The organism is Arthrobacter sp. AOP36-C1-22 (assembly GCF_052377515.1).
Lineage (GTDB): Bacteria > Actinomycetota > Actinomycetes > Actinomycetales > Micrococcaceae > Arthrobacter_H.
Map to the genome: position 1 here is coordinate 11,847 of NZ_JBQSWW010000001.1, position 18,921 is coordinate 30,767.

18 protein-coding genes are annotated in these 18,921 nt (G+C 63.2%); 2 read left to right on the plus strand and 16 right to left on the minus strand.

What is annotated here, in order from left to right; translation table 11 throughout:
* Window positions 1–87: 87 nt before the first annotated feature.
* The 8 genes from ACT3S6_RS00065 to ACT3S6_RS00100 all read right to left on the minus strand — a co-directional run bounded on the left by ACT3S6_RS00065 (window position 88) and on the right by ACT3S6_RS00100 (window position 8,772).
* Window positions 88–2,190: an acyltransferase family protein gene (locus ACT3S6_RS00065; protein WP_441391762.1), complete on the minus strand. Its 2,103-nt coding sequence runs from the start codon at window positions 2,188–2,190 to the stop codon at window positions 88–90.
* A gap of 219 nt (window positions 2,191–2,409) precedes the next feature.
* The gene (gene groL, locus ACT3S6_RS00070; RefSeq protein WP_444553220.1) at window positions 2,410–4,017 is read right to left on the minus strand and encodes a chaperonin GroEL; all 1,608 of its coding nucleotides are present in this window, start codon (window positions 4,015–4,017) and stop codon (window positions 2,410–2,412) included.
* A gap of 64 nt (window positions 4,018–4,081) precedes the next feature.
* Window positions 4,082–4,378, minus strand: coding sequence for a co-chaperone GroES (groES, locus tag ACT3S6_RS00075; protein WP_087000407.1), 297 nt, complete (start codon window positions 4,376–4,378; stop codon window positions 4,082–4,084).
* A gap of 213 nt (window positions 4,379–4,591) precedes the next feature.
* Window positions 4,592–5,083 carry a hypothetical protein gene (locus tag ACT3S6_RS00080; RefSeq protein ID WP_444553221.1) on the minus strand — a complete coding sequence of 164 codons (492 nt, stop codon included), beginning with the start codon at window positions 5,081–5,083 and terminating at the stop codon, window positions 4,592–4,594.
* Window positions 5,084–5,231: 148 nt separating this feature from the next.
* Complete coding sequence (locus ACT3S6_RS00085; RefSeq protein WP_444553222.1) at window positions 5,232–6,554, minus strand: hypothetical protein; 1,323 nt, start codon at window positions 6,552–6,554, stop codon at window positions 5,232–5,234.
* Between the two features lie 159 nt (window positions 6,555–6,713).
* Window positions 6,714–7,091 (minus strand): hypothetical protein, encoded by a 378-nt coding sequence (locus ACT3S6_RS00090; RefSeq protein ID WP_444553223.1) that lies wholly within the window; start codon window positions 7,089–7,091, stop codon window positions 6,714–6,716.
* A gap of 63 nt (window positions 7,092–7,154) precedes the next feature.
* A complete protein-coding gene (locus tag ACT3S6_RS00095) occupies window positions 7,155–8,441 on the minus strand; it encodes a hypothetical protein (protein ID WP_444553224.1) in 1,287 nt (428 codons plus the stop codon).
* Window positions 8,407–8,772 carry a DUF6507 family protein gene (locus ACT3S6_RS00100; RefSeq protein ID WP_444553225.1) on the minus strand — a complete coding sequence of 122 codons (366 nt, stop codon included), beginning with the start codon at window positions 8,770–8,772 and terminating at the stop codon, window positions 8,407–8,409. Before ACT3S6_RS00100 ends, ACT3S6_RS00095 begins: the two co-directional genes overlap by 35 nt.
* Before the next feature lie 316 nt (window positions 8,773–9,088).
* On the opposite strand from ACT3S6_RS00100, the gene ACT3S6_RS00105 reads away from it, so the two are divergent.
* Window positions 9,089–10,333 carry a class I SAM-dependent methyltransferase gene (locus tag ACT3S6_RS00105; protein ID WP_444553226.1) on the plus strand — a complete coding sequence of 415 codons (1,245 nt, stop codon included), beginning with the start codon at window positions 9,089–9,091 and terminating at the stop codon, window positions 10,331–10,333.
* Window positions 10,334–10,488: 155 nt separating this feature from the next.
* Here the strand turns inward: ACT3S6_RS00105 and ACT3S6_RS00110 are convergent, their stop codons facing one another.
* A complete protein-coding gene (locus ACT3S6_RS00110; RefSeq protein ID WP_444553227.1) occupies window positions 10,489–11,481 on the minus strand; it encodes a hypothetical protein in 993 nt (330 codons plus the stop codon).
* A gap of 131 nt (window positions 11,482–11,612) precedes the next feature.
* On the opposite strand from ACT3S6_RS00110, the gene ACT3S6_RS00115 reads away from it, so the two are divergent.
* Window positions 11,613–12,755 (plus strand): glutamate--cysteine ligase, encoded by a 1,143-nt coding sequence (locus ACT3S6_RS00115; protein WP_444553228.1) that lies wholly within the window; start codon window positions 11,613–11,615, stop codon window positions 12,753–12,755.
* A 66-nt stretch (window positions 12,756–12,821) separates the two neighbouring features.
* Here the strand turns inward: ACT3S6_RS00115 and ACT3S6_RS00120 are convergent, their stop codons facing one another.
* From ACT3S6_RS00120 to ACT3S6_RS00150, 7 genes are all read right to left on the minus strand, one after another.
* Window positions 12,822–13,826: a hypothetical protein gene (locus ACT3S6_RS00120; protein WP_444553229.1), complete on the minus strand. Its 1,005-nt coding sequence runs from the start codon at window positions 13,824–13,826 to the stop codon at window positions 12,822–12,824.
* Window positions 13,823–14,593, minus strand: coding sequence for a hypothetical protein (locus ACT3S6_RS00125; RefSeq protein WP_444553230.1), 771 nt, complete (start codon window positions 14,591–14,593; stop codon window positions 13,823–13,825). Before ACT3S6_RS00125 ends, ACT3S6_RS00120 begins: the two co-directional genes overlap by 4 nt.
* A gap of 164 nt (window positions 14,594–14,757) precedes the next feature.
* Complete coding sequence (locus tag ACT3S6_RS00130) at window positions 14,758–15,231, minus strand: hypothetical protein (RefSeq protein WP_444553231.1); 474 nt, start codon at window positions 15,229–15,231, stop codon at window positions 14,758–14,760.
* Window positions 15,232–15,276: 45 nt separating this feature from the next.
* On the minus strand, window positions 15,277–16,494 hold the full coding sequence (locus ACT3S6_RS00135) for a hypothetical protein (protein ID WP_444553232.1): 1,218 nt from the start codon (window positions 16,492–16,494) through the stop codon (window positions 15,277–15,279).
* A gap of 6 nt (window positions 16,495–16,500) precedes the next feature.
* Window positions 16,501–16,839, minus strand: coding sequence for a DUF6507 family protein (locus ACT3S6_RS00140; protein ID WP_444553233.1), 339 nt, complete (start codon window positions 16,837–16,839; stop codon window positions 16,501–16,503).
* Window positions 16,840–16,948: 109 nt separating this feature from the next.
* On the minus strand, window positions 16,949–18,016 hold the full coding sequence (gene tsaD, locus ACT3S6_RS00145) for a tRNA (adenosine(37)-N6)-threonylcarbamoyltransferase complex transferase subunit TsaD (RefSeq protein ID WP_444553234.1): 1,068 nt from the start codon (window positions 18,014–18,016) through the stop codon (window positions 16,949–16,951).
* Window positions 18,017–18,045: 29 nt separating this feature from the next.
* Window positions 18,046–18,873, minus strand: a complete 828-nt coding sequence (locus ACT3S6_RS00150) for a response regulator transcription factor (protein ID WP_444553235.1) — start codon at window positions 18,871–18,873, stop codon at window positions 18,046–18,048.
* Between the last annotated feature and the right edge of the window lie 48 nt (window positions 18,874–18,921).

The window sequence follows — 18,921 nt, forward strand, 5'->3', positions numbered from 1 at the left end:
ATTGCTTACATCCTAGGACCTTCGGCGCCCGACTGACACGCCTTAGCTCCGGTGGTGTGTGCAACGCAACCCTGGGGCGGGGTGCCTTTACCAGTCCAGTGCCGATTTCAGTCGGCGTTCGAACACCTCGGAGGTGCTGCGCGCGTAGGTCTTGGTCAGATGGGATTTGTCGAGATAGACCAACACGTTGCCGATGACGGGGCGGCAGATTCCGTCCGGGCAGAGTTCGCTGGTCATATCCAAAAAGCCCAGGTCGCCCGGGAGTTCTCCCCTCATGGCTTCGGCGTGGAGGTCATCCAGCGGGGAGTCGGCGGCGATGAGCTCATCTCGGGGGACCTGGCATTGTTCGGAGTCCGGCCCGTTGAGGTCCACGCATTCGGGCACACCGAGCCCGAAGCGGGGGGTATCGCGCATCGCAATGACCTGTTTGCCTTGTTCGAGGAAGGGCCGGATTCCTTCTTCGTAGCCAGGGACGACGGTCTCCTCATCGGCAGGGGTGCGCTCATCGGTGGACCCGTAGGCCTGCGTGAGAGTACCGAGCGTCAGTACGGCGTCTGCCTCGTGGTCCAGCACGTAGTCGGTGGCCGCCTCGTTGAATTCGTTGCATTCGGCATCACGGCTGCGGTCCTCGGCGCCGAACCGGCAGGCGTTGCGGTTGATCAGCACCCACGCCCAGTTGTTCTTCTGGGCCGCCTGGTCCAGTGCGCTGGTCCAATGCTGGGCGTGCGAATCCCCCAGGACGATGATGGTCTGATCGGCGGTCTGCGGATCCCCGCCCATTTGGCAAAATTCCATGACCGGGTCCGTGAGTTCATAGCCCTGGCCACATTCACCGCCGTAGTTCGCCCACTCCCCCGAGAGTTGGGTCGCTAGTGGACGCACCATGGCTTCGGGGTCTCCGGTGGGCTCGTAACCCGGCGTCAAGGATGCGGCACCGGGGTTGTCCAGCTTCGGTTGGGACTGGGCTGCCGTTTCGTCGGCGGCAACCCGAGCCTGCCAGCCGCTCAGGGGCATCGCGACCATGCCCACCAGCAGACCGACGACGAGTCCGAGCCGTCGGCGCCGTAGCGTGGGCCACCGCCAGCCGTGGAATGGGGTCTCAACGCCCTTGGTCGTCACCCAAGCCAGCCCCAAGGACAGTCCGATGACGCCAAGACCACCCAGAAAGTCGGGTTCATCGAGTCGATTCACCGACAGATAGATCACCAGGATGGGCCAGTGCCAGAGATACAGCGCGTATGAAAGGTCCCCCAGCCGGGTCAGCGGGCGGGCCGCCAACAACCGGTCGACGCCGAACGGATGTCCCGTCCGTCCGGCGGTGATGATCGCCGCAGCCGACAAGGTCGGCCAGAGGGCGATGTATCCGGGAAACTGCTGCTGGACCTGCAGCAGGATGCCGCAGGAAAGCATCGCCAGCAGGCCAGCCCACCCCAGGGCCACACGCACCGCCATCGGCAATTGGCCGATATGGGGAAGGAGCACGGCCAGCAAGGACCCGAGAGCAAACTCCCACAGCCGGGCCCCGGTGTCGAAATAGGCCCAGGACTGGCTGGTGCTCGTGATGTGGATCGAGTACGTCAAGGAACCGATGAAGACGAGGCCGAAGGCCACCGCTAGGACGGAGCCGAATCCTACGTGTGGACGAGCCCTGCGGAGCAGTTTCCAGACGAGTGCGGCCGCTCCGATGACCAGCGGCCACAGGATGAAGACCTGCCCTTGGATCGACAGCGACCAGAAGTGCTGCAAGGGGCTGGCGGCTCCATGGTTTTCGGCGTAATAGTCCACCGATTCCCGCGCCAGCGTCCAGTTCTGCGTATAGAAAAGAGTCGACCAGGTCTGTTCGAAGACCTCGCCCCACCGGGTCCTGGGCAGCAGCGCCGCGGTAGCTAGAAGAACGGCCAAGAGGACGACGACGGCTGCCGGCAACAGTGATTTGAACCGGTGCAACCAGTACCTCAGCAGCCCGATCGGCTTCCCCGCGGACACTTTATAGGCGAACGATGAGGTCAGCAGGAACGCCGAGATCAGCAGGAAGACATCGACGCCTCCGGAGACGCGTCCCAACCAGACGTGGTAGGTGACCACCATGAGTACGGCGAAAGCGCGAAGGCCCTGAACTTCGGGGCGGTAATGCGGTTTGCTCGGGGCCGGAGTCGCGGTTCCGGGTCGGTAGCGGCGTGGATCAGACATGGTTTCGCCGCCTTCCTGTGGCTGGTACCTAACATCCGCCGGGGTCCGCCCCTGCCCGGCGTCCACCACTCTAGCAGCCCACCGTTACCGAACTGTTACAGGACGGGTGGGTCCAACCGAGGGCCACCACTGCTCAGGCGGCACAGCCCACCCCCGTTAACGCAGGAGACCCTCCCACCGCAGTTGATGCGGGGAGAGGGTCCTGCGTCGCGTGACGACCTAGTGCTGATGGCCGTCGCTGTCGTCGTCTTCCTGCTTATCGGCGACCAGGGTCTCGGTCGTGAGCACCAGGGCGGCGATCGAAGCGGCGTTCTGAAGTGCTGAACGCGTCACCTTCACCGGGTCGATGACACCGGCTGCCAGCAGGTCCTCGTACTCACCGGACTTGGCGTTGAAGCCCGAGTTCACCGCCGACTCGGAGACGTGGTTCGCCACGACGTAGCCGTCGAAGCCTGCGTTCTGTGCGATCCAGCGCAGCGGCTGAACCAACGCACGGCGGACGATCCCCACCGCAGCGGCGGCGTCGCCTTCGAGCGCGGTCACGTTCGGGTCGGTGTCGAGCACGGAAAGCGCATCGACCAGGGCGGTACCGCCACCGGCGACAATGCCTTCCTGGATCGCGGCACGCGTGGCGGAGACTGCGTCTTCGATGCGGTGCTTGCGTTCCTTGAGCTCAACCTCGGTGGCTGCGCCGACGCGGATCACGCCGATACCGCCGGAAAGCTTGGCCAGACGCTCCTGGAGCTTTTCCTTGTCCCATTCGGAATCGGTGCGGCCGATTTCGGCCTTGAGCTGGGCCACGCGATCATCAACATCAGCGGTGTCGCCGTTGCCGTCGACAATCGTAGTGTTGTCCTTGGTGACCGTGATGCGGCGGGCGGAACCGAGAACCTCGGTACCGACCTGGTCCAGCTTCAGGCCGAGGTCCTGGGACACAACCTGGGCACCGGTGAGGATCGCAATGTCCTGCATCATGGCCTTGCGACGATCGCCGAAGCCCGGTGCCTTGATGGCCACGACGCTCAGCGTGCCACGCAGCTTGTTGACCACCAGCGTGGACAGGGCTTCGCCCTCGACGTCCTCGGCAATGATGAACAGCGGCTTATTGGCCTGCAGGACCTTCTCCAGCAGCGGCAGGAAGTCCTGCACTGCGGAGATCTTGCCGGAGTGAATCAGGATCATGGCGTCTTCGAGGACGGCCTCCTGACGCTCCGGGTCGGTCACGAAGTGCGGGGACAGGTAGCCCTTGTCGAACTGCATGCCCTCGGTGATGCTCATCTCGGTCGAGGTCGTGTTCGATTCCTCAATCGTAATGACACCCTCGGCTCCGACCGTGCCGAACGCCTTGGCCAGCAGTTCGCCGATCTCGTCGTCCTGAGCGGAGATCGCGGCCACGTTGGCCACGTCCTCGCCTTCGACGGGGCGGGCGTTCTCTGCCAGACGGGCCGTCACGGCCTGGACCGAGGCCTCGATGCCGCGCTTGATCTCGCCCGGCGCAGCGCCGGCCGCGACGTTGCGCAACCCTTCCTTGACCAGTGCCTGAGCGAGCACCGTGGCGGTGGTGGTTCCGTCACCGGCGACATCGTTGGTCTTGGTGGCGACCTCCTTGGCGAGCTGGGCTCCGAGATTCTCGTAGGAATCGTCAAGCTCGATCTCGCGGGCGATGGTCACACCGTCGTTGGTGATCGTGGGTGCGCCCCACTTCTTGTCCAGGACCACGTTGCGGCCGCGCGGGCCGATCGTGACCTTGACGGTATCGGCCAGCTTATTGATGCCGGCCTCGAGCGCCTTGCGGGCGTCGTCGTTGAATGAAAGCTGCTTTGCCATGTTGCTACTCCTTGCTCACCGCGTGAAGCCCCGGCCGCTGGGGCCAGGGCTTCACGCTCGGGAACTACTTGACGACGATGGCCAGAACGTCGCGGGCGGAGAGGACGAGGTACTCGGCGCCGCCGACCTTGACCTCGGTGCCGCCGTACTTCGAGTAGATGACGACGTCGCCCTCGGCGACATCGACGGGAACGCGGTTGCCGTTGTCGTCAACGCGACCCGGGCCTACTGCCACGACCTTGCCCTCCTGGGGCTTTTCCTTGGCGGTGTCAGGGATGACCAGGCCGGAAGCCGTGGTCTGTTCTGCCTCGAGCGGCTGAACAACGATGCGATCCTCGAGAGGCTTAATGGAGACCGACATGCGGATCTCTCCTTTGCGTGAGTTACCAATGGTTACGGGGCCGTTGGGGTGTACCAACCGTCGTCGCGGTGCCAGCTGGCAAGTACCTCAGGCTTTAGCACCCGATGACTTCGAGTGCCAATACAGACTCTATGAGGTCGCTGGCACTCGGTCAAGGCGAGTGCCAAATTGTACGGCCGCGGCAGGCCCTCCATCGGGTGGGACGGTGCCGGTCTAGTCTTCGCGGCGGATCACGGTCCGGCGTTCGCCATCGGGATTCTCCACGGGCGGCCCCTCAGTTCCCCCGGGCTGGTATCGGGGATCGACGCCGAGGCGGCGATACAGGGCACCACCAGGACGCATGGCCCGTGAGTACCGGTCCTCCCCTGCCCGCATTTTCCTGCGGGTTTCCTTGATCCAGGCGGGAAGCATGAAAGAGGGCAGCCAGAACATCCCGATGATGCCGATCCCCAAGGAGGGGAACAGCGTGAAAAAGATGGCCAATATGAGTAGCGGTGGTCCATGGTCCAGCACCAGCGGCGAGACGCTCAGCAGGGTGAATGCCACCCCAAGATATAAGGATGCCAGTCCCGGCCAGCCCGGGAACGGACCGCCTTTGAGCAGCAGCCACGCCTGGTATCGGCCACGATAGGCCTGGATTCCGGCGATCAGGTTGACCAGCCCGATGGCTGCTGCCACCCAAGGCGCCCATTCTTCTGCTGTCATCGTCCACTTCCTCGTCGTTCTCTGCCCGCCCAGCGGAACGCGGCCCCGGATTCCTCACGCCTGGTCGACGCCGTGTCCGGGCTGAACGCCGGCTCCCTGATCGAATACCCGCCTGGGCCGGAGGGGGCTGTCGTCGGGCACCGCCGGTTTACCGGGCCCTTGCGAGTTCACCGACATCCTGCAGGAGGGCCTGCCAAACAACAACGGAGGGCACGGCCGAGAGCACCATACCGTCGCTCTCAACTCCCATCGCATAATACCCGGCCGCACCGGCATTGAGCCAAGCCCTGGCCAGGTGCGTGGCTTCGGCGGTCAACCGCCAGGCAAACCACGGTTCTGCCCAGAGGCGGGCCAGGAGCTCATCACTGGCATCAGGCACCGGCGCAGAACCCTCCATCCGCTGCCCGAAGGTCTCCATATCAATCCGGTCCGGACTCATTTGCACCGTCCAGGCAGGAGCCAGCCCCGTCCATGAAGCGATCACCCCGGGTAGCTGGGCCGGATCCACGACATCGAGCCGGACCTTTTCCAGATCGATGGCGTCCTCCTCACTCCCGAGCACGATCTGCGAGTAGGAGGGCCCCGCAGCGATGAGGGCCTGATCCCACCCCATCCAGACGGTCAACGAGGTATCAATGGCCCCGTAGTGGGCTTCGATCTGGATCAAATGCGGCGACTGCTCCAACGCGAGCGCGTGGAAACGAAACCGGTCAGTCAACTGGCCGCGAGGGTCCATGAAACCGGCATCGACGAGCTCGGCGCGTAGTTTGCCGATCCTCAGCAACTGGAACTTTCCGAGCTTCTTGGCGCTTCGATGATCCAGAAGGAACTGAACGCCTTCCTCGGAGACAACGGGGCCCTGACTTGTGAACGGCTGTGCCGTACCGATGCGGCTGACCCGTTCGACGTCGTGGCCAACGGTGGCCATGAACTCGTCCCTGCATGGTTCAGGTAGGGCTTCAGTGCCGTCGGAATCCGCGGCGGCGACGGCCAGGGCCACCGACCGGTCGATGGCCACATTCGCGGCGATCGCGTCGGCGACCGGGCCCAGGACTTCCGATTGCCCCACGGTGAAACTCGTCGTGATTTCCACCCCGAGGTTCCCGACCAGGGCCAGCCGTCGGTGGACCACGATGGAGTACCCGCCGGCGTCGTAGGTGAAAATCTGGGCCCGAGCAGCGTGCCCATCAATTTCGGCGATGTCATTGGCGATGAAGTGCGCGCCGTCAAAAGCGGCGATCGTCGTGGCAATGGCCTCACTGGCCAGCGCAGTCAAAGTCGCGTTGGTCGGTGTCTGGCGAATGACTGTGTTCGGGCTGAATACCCCCTCGGGGGCGTCCTGATGACCAATGACCACCGTTTCCCCACCATCGGAGATCATTCCCCAATCCCCGGGAACGCTGATCGTCAGCACCCCAATAGGCCACTCAACCCACTCGTCGAAGACATTGGTCCGTTCATTGTTGATCATGAAAGTCCTTGCAGCTGAAATGAGCATGTTGATTCTTTGTTCCTCGTCGAAATGCCGTGACCGTCCGGGCGGGTGGAAACCGGACGCGCTGAAAACCCTGTTTCATCAGGTCAAGTTCAATTCCAGCAGCCCCTGATTCCGGCTGATGGAACCCCAGGATCAGTTCCCCTGCATTCTCCGCAAGGACGCACGTACCTCGCGCTTTCGTTCCTTCTCTGCCCGATACTGCTCGCGCATCCACCGCGGATGCATGAACCGCGGTAACCAGAAGAACCCAATGAACCCAATAAACAAGCAAACGAGCACGGTGCCGCCCAGTAGAAGCGCCAAGATCGGCGGCATGACATCCATCAGCGGGACAGTGAAGGGTAATAGGGTGAAACTAATCCCGATGTAAAGAAGAGCCGGCCCCGATTGTCCAGGCAACACGGACTTGGTGATCATCCATGACTTATCGCGGCCTGAATAGGCAGCGATCCCCAAGGCAAGGGAAACTATTCCAAAGCCCAAGCTAACGAGCGTTGCGCCGAGTGACATGTGTAGACTCCAAATTTTGGATGATGAGGTGAGCGAGCGCTGGGCTCCGCCACCGCTGAAATACTATCCAAAGATTGAATGCCAGACCTTCTTTCCGGCATCCTTCACCTTCGCCGCGGTTTCCTTCGCGCCGTCGTAGACATCCATCATCTCGTCAGCCAGCGCGTCCCGACCACCCCAATGATCGATTGCCCACGAAATCCCGATGCCGGCGACGAAACCGACCCCAGCTCCGACAGGCCCACCAATCATCATGCCGATACCCGCCCCTGCGGCTCCAGCCCCGAAATCGACGGCGGCCTTCGTGGTGCCTTTCACCACCGTTTCCTCGCGGGCGCGGGATTTGATTTGGTCCTGGGTCCAGTCGGGATGTTCTTGTGCTGTGTCCGCCATGGATTGTGTCCACTGGTCGTGGTAGGTGATGCCGGTGCTGGCAATGGCAAGCACGGGTCCTGCCCCGCGCACGAATTTGGTGTAGCGGGAGCCATTCTTCAGCCCGTCCGTCATGTGATCCAACCGGCCCTTGACGTCCCAGGGAGCCGGCCCGGTCGTGGTCCGGTTGACGTACTTCTTCAGGGTCCCATTGATTTCAAGCTTGCTCATGGAAATCCCACTGCGCGCGGTGACCTTATAGGTGCTTGGAGGGGTGGACGCCACCCCCTTCGAGTCCACTATGAAATCGGCGCTCGGTGTCATCTTGGTGACATCCCACGCGGTCCATCGGGTCACCGTGACGCGGGTGTACTTGAAGTTGACCGTGTCCGCATCGAACCATTTGGCCAGAGCCATCCCAGATGAGGTCAACGCGGTGCGATCGTCACTGGCGATCCAACCATCGTTGTCCAGTGTCTCGAAGCTAATCCCATCGAGTTCCTTGGAGTACTTGTCCCCGATTTCCGATAGTCTCCTCCCCGTGCCATCTACGTACGCTTGGAGATTGGATTCGTCATAGATCGAATTCGGGGAAAGGTCCTCGCCGTCGGCGATCAGTTCATGGTGCCGATCGATCCGCTCCAGGGCCGTGGCGCGCCGGCCAACGATCAAGGTGCGGACTTCACCGGCATAGTTCTCAAGCGTCGTCGCTCCGGCATCGCAAGCACCTTCCACGAGGCTTCCCTGGGTCTTGATGACCCGGAAGGCGTTGGTGACGTTGGCTTCATCCGAATGGTTCTGACTGCTGTAGTGGTTGAGCACCCCGCCCCAGGTGCCCGAGGCATCGTCGACCTTCGAGCTGAACTTCTTCCCGGAAGCACGCAGACTCTTCCCAGTACCTTCAAGGGCAGAGGGGTCAGGCCAGTTTTCGAGCGCCCTCGTGTCAATCATCGTTCTGGTCCACCGCAATAAGATCATCAACATTCAGGTCGGGAGCTTTCAGCAGCTCCTTTTCCGCGGCATCCATCATCGATTCGTCGCCTTGAACATAGGCGTTGACAACACTGCGCATGGAGCCGATTGCTCCGGCGGTGCGCGTTTCGACAGCTTCAGCTTGGAGGGCAATCAGTTCGTTCCAGAGTGTGGACAGCGAGTCGGCCATGGCCGACGTCCTGACTTGGCCGATCGCTTCGGTCATGTCATCGAGAATGTTTTTCCGGGCAGCGGGGAAATCCTCCGCATCGCTTTCGACGTTGTTCAGCACGCCGCGAACGGCACCGGGGTAGATGGTGTAGCCAACTACAGACATTCGGGTCCTCACTCCTTTACTACTTCACGGCAGCCGATTTTAACCTCCACGAGCATAGACACCCCGACGACTTGCTGCCATGGGGAGAACTCCCCATGACCGTGTCCGCTGCGCTTCCAATTGTTCCCCCTCCGCCACGGAAGGCCCTGAAACCGGGCCCGCTGTGGCACCATGAAGGTCTCGAGCCCGAACTGGTCACCGCAGGTGTACATCTCTCCCGGCTGCCGATCTTCACTGGGCCTTCGGGGCCGGGAGGGCCCACCACCCCTCTGGGGCGACATCGCTGATGACGCCGGCGAGGACTAGTCTTAATCCCATGCCATCCCCCGCGCCCGCCTCGGAAAACCTTGCCGCCATCCTCTCACCCGAGGGTTTCGGTCTGCTCAACTCCCTGCCGGCAGATGCCGCGACCACCGACCAGGCAGCGTTAGAACTGAACCTGCGCTTGCGCAAGGAGGGGCACGAGGCCGAACTGGTCACCGCCGTCGTCCACCAGGCCCGACTCCGCGCCCAGGGAACCAGCAAGCTCGGCCCGTTCGCCGAGCACATGATCTTCACCCGCGTCGGGCTCGAACAGGCCACCCGGCTCAATATCGCCGCCTTGCATGCCCAACGGTTTATTGGCGCGGGATTCTCGCGGGTGGCCGACCTGGGTTGCGGGCTGGGCGTCGATTCCATGGCCATGGCCTCACTGGAACTGAACGTGACCGCCGTCGAACTCGATGAGACGACCGCTGCAGCGGCCACGGTGAACCTCATGCCCTGGCCGAATGCCCGCGTGGTCAATGCCGATGCCACCAACTTCGATCTGGAAGGCTTCGACGCCGTCTGGCTGGATCCGGCTCGGCGCACCACCTCGACGTCGGGCACCTCCCGGCTGTTCGACCCTGAAGCGTTCAGCCCGCCGTTGTCCCATGTCGAAGCGTTGGCGGACAGCGGCCTCCCCGTCGGCGTGAAGCTCGGTCCGGGGATCCCCCACGAGTCGCTCCCGGCCAACTGCGAAGCCCAGTGGGTTTCCGTCAATGGCGATGTCACCGAAGTCGCACTCTGGTTCGGTCCCCTGGCCCGCCCCGGGGTCCGCCGGGCCGCCCTGGTGCTGGGCCCCGGGGGGTCCAACGAACTGACCTCCTCCACCGACCACGACGCCGGTGCCTCATTACGCGGAGAGGTTCCCGTCGGCGACATCGAGGGCTACCTTTACGAACCCGATGGGGCGGTGATCCGGGCCGGACTGGTGGCCGAGGCGCTGGAGCAGGTCGGCGGCCACCTGGTGGATCCGCATATTGCGTACTTCTGCGCCCCTGAACACGTGCAGACCCCCTTTGCCCGGGCCTATGAAGTGCTGCGGGTCCACCCTTATAACGTCAAGGCGTTGCGCATGTGGGCCAAATCCGAGGGGATCGGCGTGCTGGACATCAAGAAGCGCGGGCTGGATGTCGCGCCGGAGGAACTGCGCAAGATGCTGTTGGCGGGTGTGGGCAAGAAGGCCAAACGCCGGGCGACCTTGGTCCTCACGCGGATCGGCGATCGCCGCGTGGCCATCGAGGTCAAGCCTCTCTGAGCCCCTGGCCACCATCGGTTCTCCATGATGTGGAGGCCCGTTGAGCCAGGCAGTGCAGAACATGCCGGTTGTCGCCCAAAATCCCCGGCGGTTCCCGCCATGGCTTGCAGAACATGGGCCACAAGACCCGGGCACCAACATCTTCTGTGCATTTCCTACCCTTTGAGCGGGCCTGGCACGCAGTTCGACCATGCTGCCTGGGGCGATGTGATGCCCCGCTGGCGAAACGCTGCAGCGAGGCGTTCGAGAAAACATTCGCGCCCGGCTGCGTGGAAGATCGCCCGATCGGCCTTGACGGTGATCCAGCCCAATGAAGTGAAAGCGAAGTCCCGTCCGATGTCCTTGCCGATCTGATCGAGCTCGCCATGGTGCTTGCCTTCGTATTGCACGGCGATCCGATACTCGGCGAATTGCAGATCGGGAACGAGCCGCCGCCCGTCGGGGAGCAAAACGGGCAGGTTGACCCCGGGTTCGGGATACCTGGCGTCCCTGATGATCCACCGAAGGTGAGTTTCCGGCGCGGAGTCAACGCCCGGGCGGAGCAGCTCCAACGCCTCCCGGGCGGCCTGGATGCCGACGGCATTCGATCGCCGGTGCACCGTGTTCCGGAGGTCGACGAGCGTCGTCAGCGGGTTGGTCCCCAGGAATCGAGCCGACTGCGGCGGTCCATCAGGTCGTTGCAGCAGGGCATCACCAGCGACGACCAGCTCCCTGACCGATAGTCCTATCGAGGCCAGATCCACCCAGGTCCGTGCCGGTGACGTGAGCCGAATCCTTCCCGCGACCAGCGCCTCCCCGACCGATAATCGGGTTCCGTGACCCACGACGTTCCGGCGGCGCGGGACGGTCCCACCGGCATCGCAGGTCAGATGAACCGGATACGCCTCGACGAAACGGGCGTCCAACCAGATACCCCAAGCATGGGCCGCGCTCACATGGCTCAGTACCGTTCCGGCCTCCACGGTGGAGAACGCCCGGTACGCATCCAGAGGGTCGACCCGGACGTTCGTCCATTGGAGGATCCCGCGAGAGGGCGACATGAGATTCTTCCGGCGTAGTTGCTGCCTGCTGGCTCCTTCGTTCAACGCGTCGGCGATCAGGAATACGGTCCGTCTCGCCGCCGGCGGCAAGGGCACTCCGGTGGTCATGATTCCATCGTGCCGCCCAAACCGAGCTTCAAGGAGTTATCCACAGCTGAAGACAACCACAGTCGTGCCGGAAACCTCCGTTGCGCCGATAGACTGAGCCGGTCCTCATACCCCCGACGTCAGGAACGCGGATGCAGATCGATTTCGCCGACTCCCGGCAGTCAACGCTCGGCGTCGAGTGGGAAGTTGCGCTCGTGGACCACCACAGCGGGGATCTGCGATCGGTGGCCCAGCAGGTCTTGGAGGGCGTTCATGCCGCCCACGGCGGGCTGGCTCCCGATGAGGAGCACCCGCATGTGAAGCAGGAGCTGCTGTTGAACACGGTCGAGATCGTCACCGACGTCTGCGACACGGTCCGCCAGGCCAAGACCCAGCTCCACGAGAACCTCGGGGTCATCCGCGAGGTCACCGACCCCATGGGGATCGACCTCTATAGCGCCGGCTCCCACCCGTTTGCCTCCCCCAAGCTGCAACCGGTCACCGACCAGGAGCGCTACGCCAAGCTCATCGACCGCACCCAGTGGTGGGGCCAGCAGATGGTGATCTACGGGGTTCACGTCCACGTCGGGCTGGATCGTCGGGACAAGGCGCTGCCCGTCGTCGATGGCCTGATGAACTACCAGCCCCATTTCCAGGCGCTTTCGGCCTCCAGCCCGTTCTGGGGAGGCGAGGACACCGGCTATGCATCCCACCGGGCCTTGATGTTCCAGCAGTTGCCCACCGCGGGACTGCCCTACCATTTCGAGACGTGGTCGCAGTTCGAAGGCTACGTCGCCGACATGCTGCATACCGGTGTCATCGACGACATCTCCGAAATCCGCTGGGATGTCCGCCCGGTCCCCCGGTTCGGAACCGTGGAGATGCGGATCTGCGATGGTTTGTCCTCGCTGCAGGACATCGGCGCCATTGCGGCACTCACCCAGTGTCTGGTGGATGACATGTCCACCACTTTGGACCACGGCGGCAGCATCGACGTCATGCCTCCCTGGCACCGCACGGAAAATAAGTGGAGGGCCGCCCGCTATGGCATGGACGCGATCATCATCCTCAATGCCGCTGGCGATGAAATGCTGGTCACGGACCACCTGATGCGAGAGTTGGACCGGCTGGAGCCGGTGGCCCGCAAACTGGGGTGCAGTGATGAACTCGCCGACGTCGAACGCATCATCCGGGGTGGAGCCGGCTACCAGTGGCAACGCAAGATCGCTGCCGCCAACTCAGGGGACCTACGCGCCGTGGTGAAGGACAACATCGCCAGGATGCACATCGCCTGAGGGCACGGCGGTTTCGACAGGCGACGGGCCATACCCAACCCAGTGGGGCACCTCAGCGACGGGGCTTCACGCGGAGGCCCCGCGGTGCGATCCATCGACAATGGCGGTGACGCGTTGCAAGAAAGCCCCGGAGTCCAGCAGCGGCGCCGCGCTCACGGCAGTCCCCGGCCGCAGCGAGGTCACCTCACGGACCGATCCCTCAAGGGGCACGAAGGAGCCCATCAATTCGTGGGTGCCCCGGGTGAAGTTCCAGCCGTTGGTTTCCGCGTGGCTGTGCAGCCAACCGATGATGGCCATCGGGACCGCGGAATGCGGTAGGGCGTCGACGCGGAACAGCTCCCCTTCGGTCCAGATGGCATAGTCGAATTCGGTACTTCGGAAAAGTGAGAGTTCTCGTGGTCGACCGGCGTCGTCGGTGCTGATGCGCAGGATGGGTTTCCCCGCGCGTCGCGGCAAGGTCAGCAACAGGCCGGCGGACGTGGGCGCACCATCAAATTCAGCCAAGCCTGCTCCAACCAGTTCCGTCGCACTCGAGCGGACCCGTTTCCAGGCCCTGCGATCGTGATAGGAGATCCGGTCCAGATAATCCAGTCCCCGTCGGCCCAACCGGGGCCCCTTACTGAGGGACAAGTCTACCGGTCCCGCCTCTGACGGAACCTCCGAATCCAAGACCGCGAAGGTCCACTCCGGAAGTGGCCCGGCGGGGGCCTCCTCGGGCGCATTGCCTTCGACCTCCCGCACCCAGGTCGGGCGCAGCACACGGGGCATCCAAATGAAAGCAAAGAGTCCCCCGGCCATCCCCAGGACCAGAGCCAAGGCCAGGAATGCGGTCATCACCCATCCCACCGGCCCATTTCGCACCGTTTCCCCACCGGGGACGAAGAGGGTGGCGCCCAGGACGACGAACGCAGATCCCAGATACAGCAATCCCGGCCCCAGATACCCGGCGTACAGTGTCCGACCACGCCAGCGGCGGAAGGCCCCACGATAGGCCTGTACGCCGAGGGCAACCAGGATCCCTCCCAGCCCGAGCAGGAAGAAACCGGCGTCTGCAGTCTCGGCCAAAGTCATCGCCCGCGGCTCCCTTCCACTGATTCATGGTCGAGCGGACCCGACGCAGTATCGTCGGGCCATCCCCTCAAGACTTTCTGGAAGGCAGACACTAGTTCCATCCATACGGAAAAGGAGGGGGCCGGCGTCAGCCGGACCGATGCGCCGTCGTCGGCATAGTGGAAGTGACCGGCTCTGCCCGCGTTGACGAAACGCATTTCAATCCCAGTCGCCGGCACTCCCCCGGTGTCCATCACTTCAGCGGGCCCGGCTCCGAACCTGACTGACCATTCGAACCACGGCTCGTCCCAGAAGCGTCCGAATCCATCCGGCGCGTCAACGCCGCTGTCGACCGGGCCGCCTGCCTGAAGGATGCCGGCAAACGAGGAAGAGGCCATATCGATCGGGATACCCAGACTCCATGCCGGACCCAGCCCCACCCACTGGGCGATCAGCCCGGGTACGCCTTCGACTCTGACGATATCCAACTGCCGGTGGGTCGTGGACATACCAACCCCTGAAAGGACGGCCTGGATTTCGGGCCCGGCGACGGCGATGGCGGACAGGTTCCCGACCTTGATATCAAGCCGTGAACGGGTAGTCCCGTGCCCGGCATCGACTTCGACGCTGACGTGTTGCTGGCGGAATCCATCGGTGGCGAACTCCCCTGCTTCGTTCCATGCACCATTGGGGCGCATCAGGTCGGCGTCCACCAACGCCTTGACTTGCTCCTGGTTCCGCCGGATTTCCAGACGCCCAACCCGACGTCTTGCCGCGTACATGGCCATGAAATCGATGGTCTCCAGCGACAGAAGTGGCCCCCGTGACGACCATGGTTCCACGGTCCTGATCTTGTTGAGTTCCTCGACCCCTTCGCCGTACACTGCGCTGGCCTCCGCGTCCGTGCGTGGTTCGCGACCAGGATATTGCCTTCCAACATCCGATTGGCTGTTCATGCGTGGTGCTCCCCTGCCTCGACGATATGGGTGACCATGTAGCGCATCAGTGGTTCGATGAGCGTCGCCTGCTCGGACGTGTAGCTGCCCGTGGCCTCGAGGGTTTCGGAACCGAACGGAAGGAGCCATCTCTGCACCATCAAACTATGTGCCGCAACTCGGTGGAGCGTGACATGCATTCGTCCCAGTTGGTTTCCATGGGGCCACACATCGTCGGAGATGAACTGTGTCCCGGTCAGTAGTGCACGGTCGGCGGAGAAGGCGACGGTGGATTGTCTGGCCATGGACACTCCGGTGGGGACCTGCAGGCGGCGCAACACCAAGTTGGGCCGGAACCCACCGGTACGGTCCGCTGGGCGCGTCACGACCGCTCCTCCGTCGACTTCGTCGATTTCCCAGGCGCTGTCCACCGGCAACGTGATACCGACGAGCGTCGTGCTGACATATCCTGCTTGAGCGTCATCGCTCATGGCATCATCCTCTTTCATACCCGGCCACAATGCGGCGCAAGGTCACTAGTCCCATAGCGAGCTCCAGGCATCATGCACCTTGTCTCCAACATCACCGACGAATTCCTGTGCCTTGTCGGGCACGACGGCGTTGAACCCGTCGTAGATCTTATCGGCGATCCAGTCGTTGATTCCCGAGAGCTCCATGGCGCCGACGATGACGACACCCGCGACGAGGCCGACAACGGCACCGACGAGGGTACCGGGCCCGGGGATCACCGAGCCGATGGCAGCTCCTACTCCCGTGGCCACGAGGATCTTCGTGCCACCCTTGACGACGGCGGCTTGGCCGGCTTCGTTTTCCAGTTCGTCCGCGGAAATTTCGGGGTTCTCGTTCAGGAGCCGGTTGTACTCCTTGGAGTATTCGCTGTCGATGGTGATGACACCTCCGACGACCGAAAGAATGCCGCCGCCCAGCTTGATGGTCTTGGGCATCTTGAGGCTCTTGGCCTCCGGCGTGTTCGGGTCCACCACCGTCCAGGGGTTTTGGTACCTGTAGACGTATCGTTCCGGAACCGGCGGGGACACTCCGGGTTTGGGGTAGGCCGCCATCTTATACGAATTGCCGTACGGTATTTTTTTGAAATTGTAGTATTTTGCGGGATCGTAGGCAGGCGTGCGATATGCGTAGACGGGATTCTTGATGTTGGAGACCTTGATCCATTTGGTCGCGTTTCCGGCAACCCCAAAGGCTGCACTTCCCCACGGCCCGGCTATCGCGCCGCCTTCATCCACGACAGCGTCATAGGCCCCGTCGAGTGCTTCGGCACATGCTGTCTCGAGGTTCTCATATCTGGTCTGGCAGCCGTCGACAAGGCCCTGATAGTAGGTCTGACTTCGGGATGCATCGGACACAGCGGCCTCATCACCGAAGTCCAGTTTGCTCGTGTCCTGGTGGAAGAGCGCAACCTGTCCCAGCACAATCTCCGCATAGGCCAGCTCGTCGTCCAGCCCGTCGGCAAAGGAATCAAGTGCGGTCTTTGCCTCACCACCGCCCAAACCCACGTATTCCCCATGCTTATTGATCTCCACGAAGCGGGAGTAGAAATCCTCACCAAGCCTCGTGATCTGTGAGTGATATCGCAGTTTGTCCCACGTGTTCTTCGAATCCTGGACCAGTTCCTTGATGGAGTCTGCTTTGGAATCGAGACTCTTCGCCGAGGATCGGACCTCACTCGGGTCGGCCCACTTCTCCAGGGCGGAGGTGTCAACGGTGTATGCCATATCGCCCTACTTTGGCTCGTGGAAGTCGGGAACCTTGTTGATGTCTTGCCGGGCGTCGCTGGCCATCTTTTCGTCCGAGGTGATGTAGGCGTCGGCGATCTTGCTCGCGCCCGAATGTGCGTTCCGGCCCCGGGTCAATGCGGCTTCGGTATTCGCCAGTAGAATTCGCGCGTTGAGCCGATCAAGAGCACTGGTGACGACAGTGCCTTTCACCGCCTCCTTGCAGTCCTCCAGTGACGTATCCAACGGTTTCTTTGCTACGTCCAGGTCCCCAAGATTGGTGTCCAGGTCCGAAAGGACCGCCCGAAAGGGCACAACAGAAATCTGATAGTCATCTAGGCTCATGCCCATCCCTTCCAGTTCAACGGCAGTTCGATGCAGGGCGCACCGCCCACAGTCCCTAAATCCTATGAGTTCCGACGTTGTCGCGCGATGGGGAGAACTCCCCATCCCCCTACAAGCTGATGGACGATACGGGTTGGCCCGAATCGGCAGAGAACTCGATGCCGGTGGGCTCGACCCCTGCGATGACCAATTGTGCGGCCAGCGCCGCGACCATCGCCCCGTTGTCGGTGCACAACCCGATCCGCGGAACCCTCAACGTGATGCCGGCAGAGGCGCACCGGGCGGCCAGTAGTTCACGCAGGCGCGAGTTCGCCGCGACGCCACCACCGAGCAGGAGGTTGTCCAGGCCGTGTTCGGTACAGGCCATGATGGCCTTCTTGGTCACCACGTCGACCACCGCTTCCTGGAAGGAGGCGGCAATGTCGGCCACCGGGAGTTCCTCACCGCGGGCCCGGTACTGTTCCACGCAACGGGCCACCGCCGTTTTGAGTCCTGAGAAGGAAAAGTCGTAGCGGTGATTTCCCGGGGATTCGGGGGTGCCGGTGAACTTGGGCAGTGTCAGCCCGCGGGGGAAGCGGATGGCCTTCGGGTCACCTTCCCGGGCGATCTTGTCGATGGCGGGGCCTCCCGGATAGCCCAGCCCCAGCAGCCGGGCCACCTTGTCATACGCTTCCCCTGCCGCATCATCGATGGTTGCCCCGAGCAGCTCCACATCGGAGGCCAGGGAATTCACCCGCAGGATCTCGGTATGTCCGCCGGAGACCAGCAAGGCACCGAGCCGGTCGGGAAGTGCCCCGCCGTCGAGCACCCCCACCCCCACATGGGCCACCAGATGGTTGATCGCATAGAGCGGCTTCCCCGAGGCCAGGGCCAGTGCCTTCGCGGCGGCCACCCCGACCATCAGCGCGCCGGAGAGGCCGGGGCCAGAAGTGACGGCGAGCGCGTCGACGTCGGCTAGGGTCACGCCGGCAGTGGAGAGGGCTTCCTCGAGCGTGGGGACGAAGGCCTCCAGGTGGGCGCGGGAGGCGATTTCGGGGATGACACCGCCGAAACGGACATGTTCGTCCATGGAGGAGGAGACCGTGTTGGCCAGCAGTTCGGTGCCCCGGACGATCCCGATACCGGTTTCGTCGCAGGAGGATTCAATGCCCAGAACCAGGGGTGCCGCGGAAGTCATGGCTCCAGTTTAGTGCGTTGGTAGGGGGATCATGCCCCGTGGGCGGCGTGACGGGGCCGAGCGGCGCGGTATCCGACGCCGCGGACCGTTTCGATCCAGCGGGGTGCCTTCGCGTTGTCCGCGAGTTTGCGCCGAAGGTTCCCGATGTGGACTTCGACGCTGCGCTCATCGGCTTCGGAGACGAAGGTTCCGGCGTCGGCATCCTCTTCACGCAGCCGTCTGACCAGCGAGGTCTTGGTCCGGACCGTGCGCCCGCCGACCAAAATGGCCTGGAGCAAGGTGAATTCGGTCGGGGTCACGGCAATCTCGACGCCTTCGGCTTCGATGCAGTAGGCGGCCGAATCGAGCACCAGTCCGTTGAGGCCCAACGCCGTCGTCGACTCAGGCTGCGCATTCGATGGCGACGGCTGACCAGACGGTGGTTCTTCGTCAGCTGGGGCGGCCGGCGCGCCCAGCCTTGCAGGGGTGTCACCGGGTACCTTGTTTCGCTCCCGGCGGCGCATGATGGCTTCGACCCTGGCCCGCAGTTCCCGCGGGCTGAAGGGTTTGGTCAGGAAGTCATCGGCTCCGGTCTCGAGCCCCAGGATCGTGTCGATCTCGTCCGTCCGGGCGGTGAGCATCACGATATGGGCATCCGAGCTGTGGCGGATTCTGCGAGCCACTTCGAACCCGTCGATATCGGGCAGGCCCAGATCAAGGGTGACCAGATCGGGAGCGTTTCGTTTCACCAGTTCGACGCCGTCGTTCCCCAACGCCGTGGAGTGGACAACAAAGCCGGACTGCGACAGCACGGCCTCCAAAAGTCCCCGGATATCCTCGTCATCCTCGACGACGACGGCCACGCGACGTTCCTGCACAACGAACTCCCCAGTATCGACGGCGATGTGAAAGCCCAGTCTATAGCC

What these genes read in the sequence shown, in the direction of transcription:
- ACT3S6_RS00065 (WP_441391762.1), bottom strand. Translation starts at nt 2,190, where the DNA reads ATGTCTGATCCACGCCGCTACCGACCCGGAACCGCGACTCCGGCCCCG.
- groL (WP_444553220.1), bottom strand. Translation starts at nt 4,017, where the DNA reads ATGGCAAAGCAGCTTTCATTCAACGACGACGCCCGCAAGGCGCTCGAG.
- groES (WP_087000407.1), bottom strand. Translation starts at nt 4,378, where the DNA reads ATGTCGGTCTCCATTAAGCCTCTCGAGGATCGCATCGTTGTTCAGCCG.
- ACT3S6_RS00080 (WP_444553221.1), bottom strand. Translation starts at nt 5,083, where the DNA reads ATGACAGCAGAAGAATGGGCGCCTTGGGTGGCAGCAGCCATCGGGCTG.
- ACT3S6_RS00085 (WP_444553222.1), bottom strand. Translation starts at nt 6,554, where the DNA reads ATGATCAACAATGAACGGACCAATGTCTTCGACGAGTGGGTTGAGTGG.
- ACT3S6_RS00090 (WP_444553223.1), bottom strand. Translation starts at nt 7,091, where the DNA reads ATGTCACTCGGCGCAACGCTCGTTAGCTTGGGCTTTGGAATAGTTTCC.
- ACT3S6_RS00095 (WP_444553224.1), bottom strand. Translation starts at nt 8,441, where the DNA reads ATGATCTTATTGCGGTGGACCAGAACGATGATTGACACGAGGGCGCTC.
- ACT3S6_RS00100 (WP_444553225.1), bottom strand. Translation starts at nt 8,772, where the DNA reads ATGTCTGTAGTTGGCTACACCATCTACCCCGGTGCCGTTCGCGGCGTG.
- ACT3S6_RS00105 (WP_444553226.1), top strand. Translation starts at nt 9,089, where the DNA reads ATGCCATCCCCCGCGCCCGCCTCGGAAAACCTTGCCGCCATCCTCTCA.
- ACT3S6_RS00110 (WP_444553227.1), bottom strand. Translation starts at nt 11,481, where the DNA reads ATGACCACCGGAGTGCCCTTGCCGCCGGCGGCGAGACGGACCGTATTC.
- ACT3S6_RS00115 (WP_444553228.1), top strand. Translation starts at nt 11,613, where the DNA reads ATGCAGATCGATTTCGCCGACTCCCGGCAGTCAACGCTCGGCGTCGAG.
- ACT3S6_RS00120 (WP_444553229.1), bottom strand. Translation starts at nt 13,826, where the DNA reads ATGACTTTGGCCGAGACTGCAGACGCCGGTTTCTTCCTGCTCGGGCTG.
- ACT3S6_RS00125 (WP_444553230.1), bottom strand. Translation starts at nt 14,593, where the DNA reads ATGGCCATGTACGCGGCAAGACGTCGGGTTGGGCGTCTGGAAATCCGG.
- ACT3S6_RS00130 (WP_444553231.1), bottom strand. Translation starts at nt 15,231, where the DNA reads ATGAGCGATGACGCTCAAGCAGGATATGTCAGCACGACGCTCGTCGGT.
- ACT3S6_RS00135 (WP_444553232.1), bottom strand. Translation starts at nt 16,494, where the DNA reads ATGGCATACACCGTTGACACCTCCGCCCTGGAGAAGTGGGCCGACCCG.
- ACT3S6_RS00140 (WP_444553233.1), bottom strand. Translation starts at nt 16,839, where the DNA reads ATGAGCCTAGATGACTATCAGATTTCTGTTGTGCCCTTTCGGGCGGTC.
- tsaD (WP_444553234.1), bottom strand. Translation starts at nt 18,016, where the DNA reads ATGACTTCCGCGGCACCCCTGGTTCTGGGCATTGAATCCTCCTGCGAC.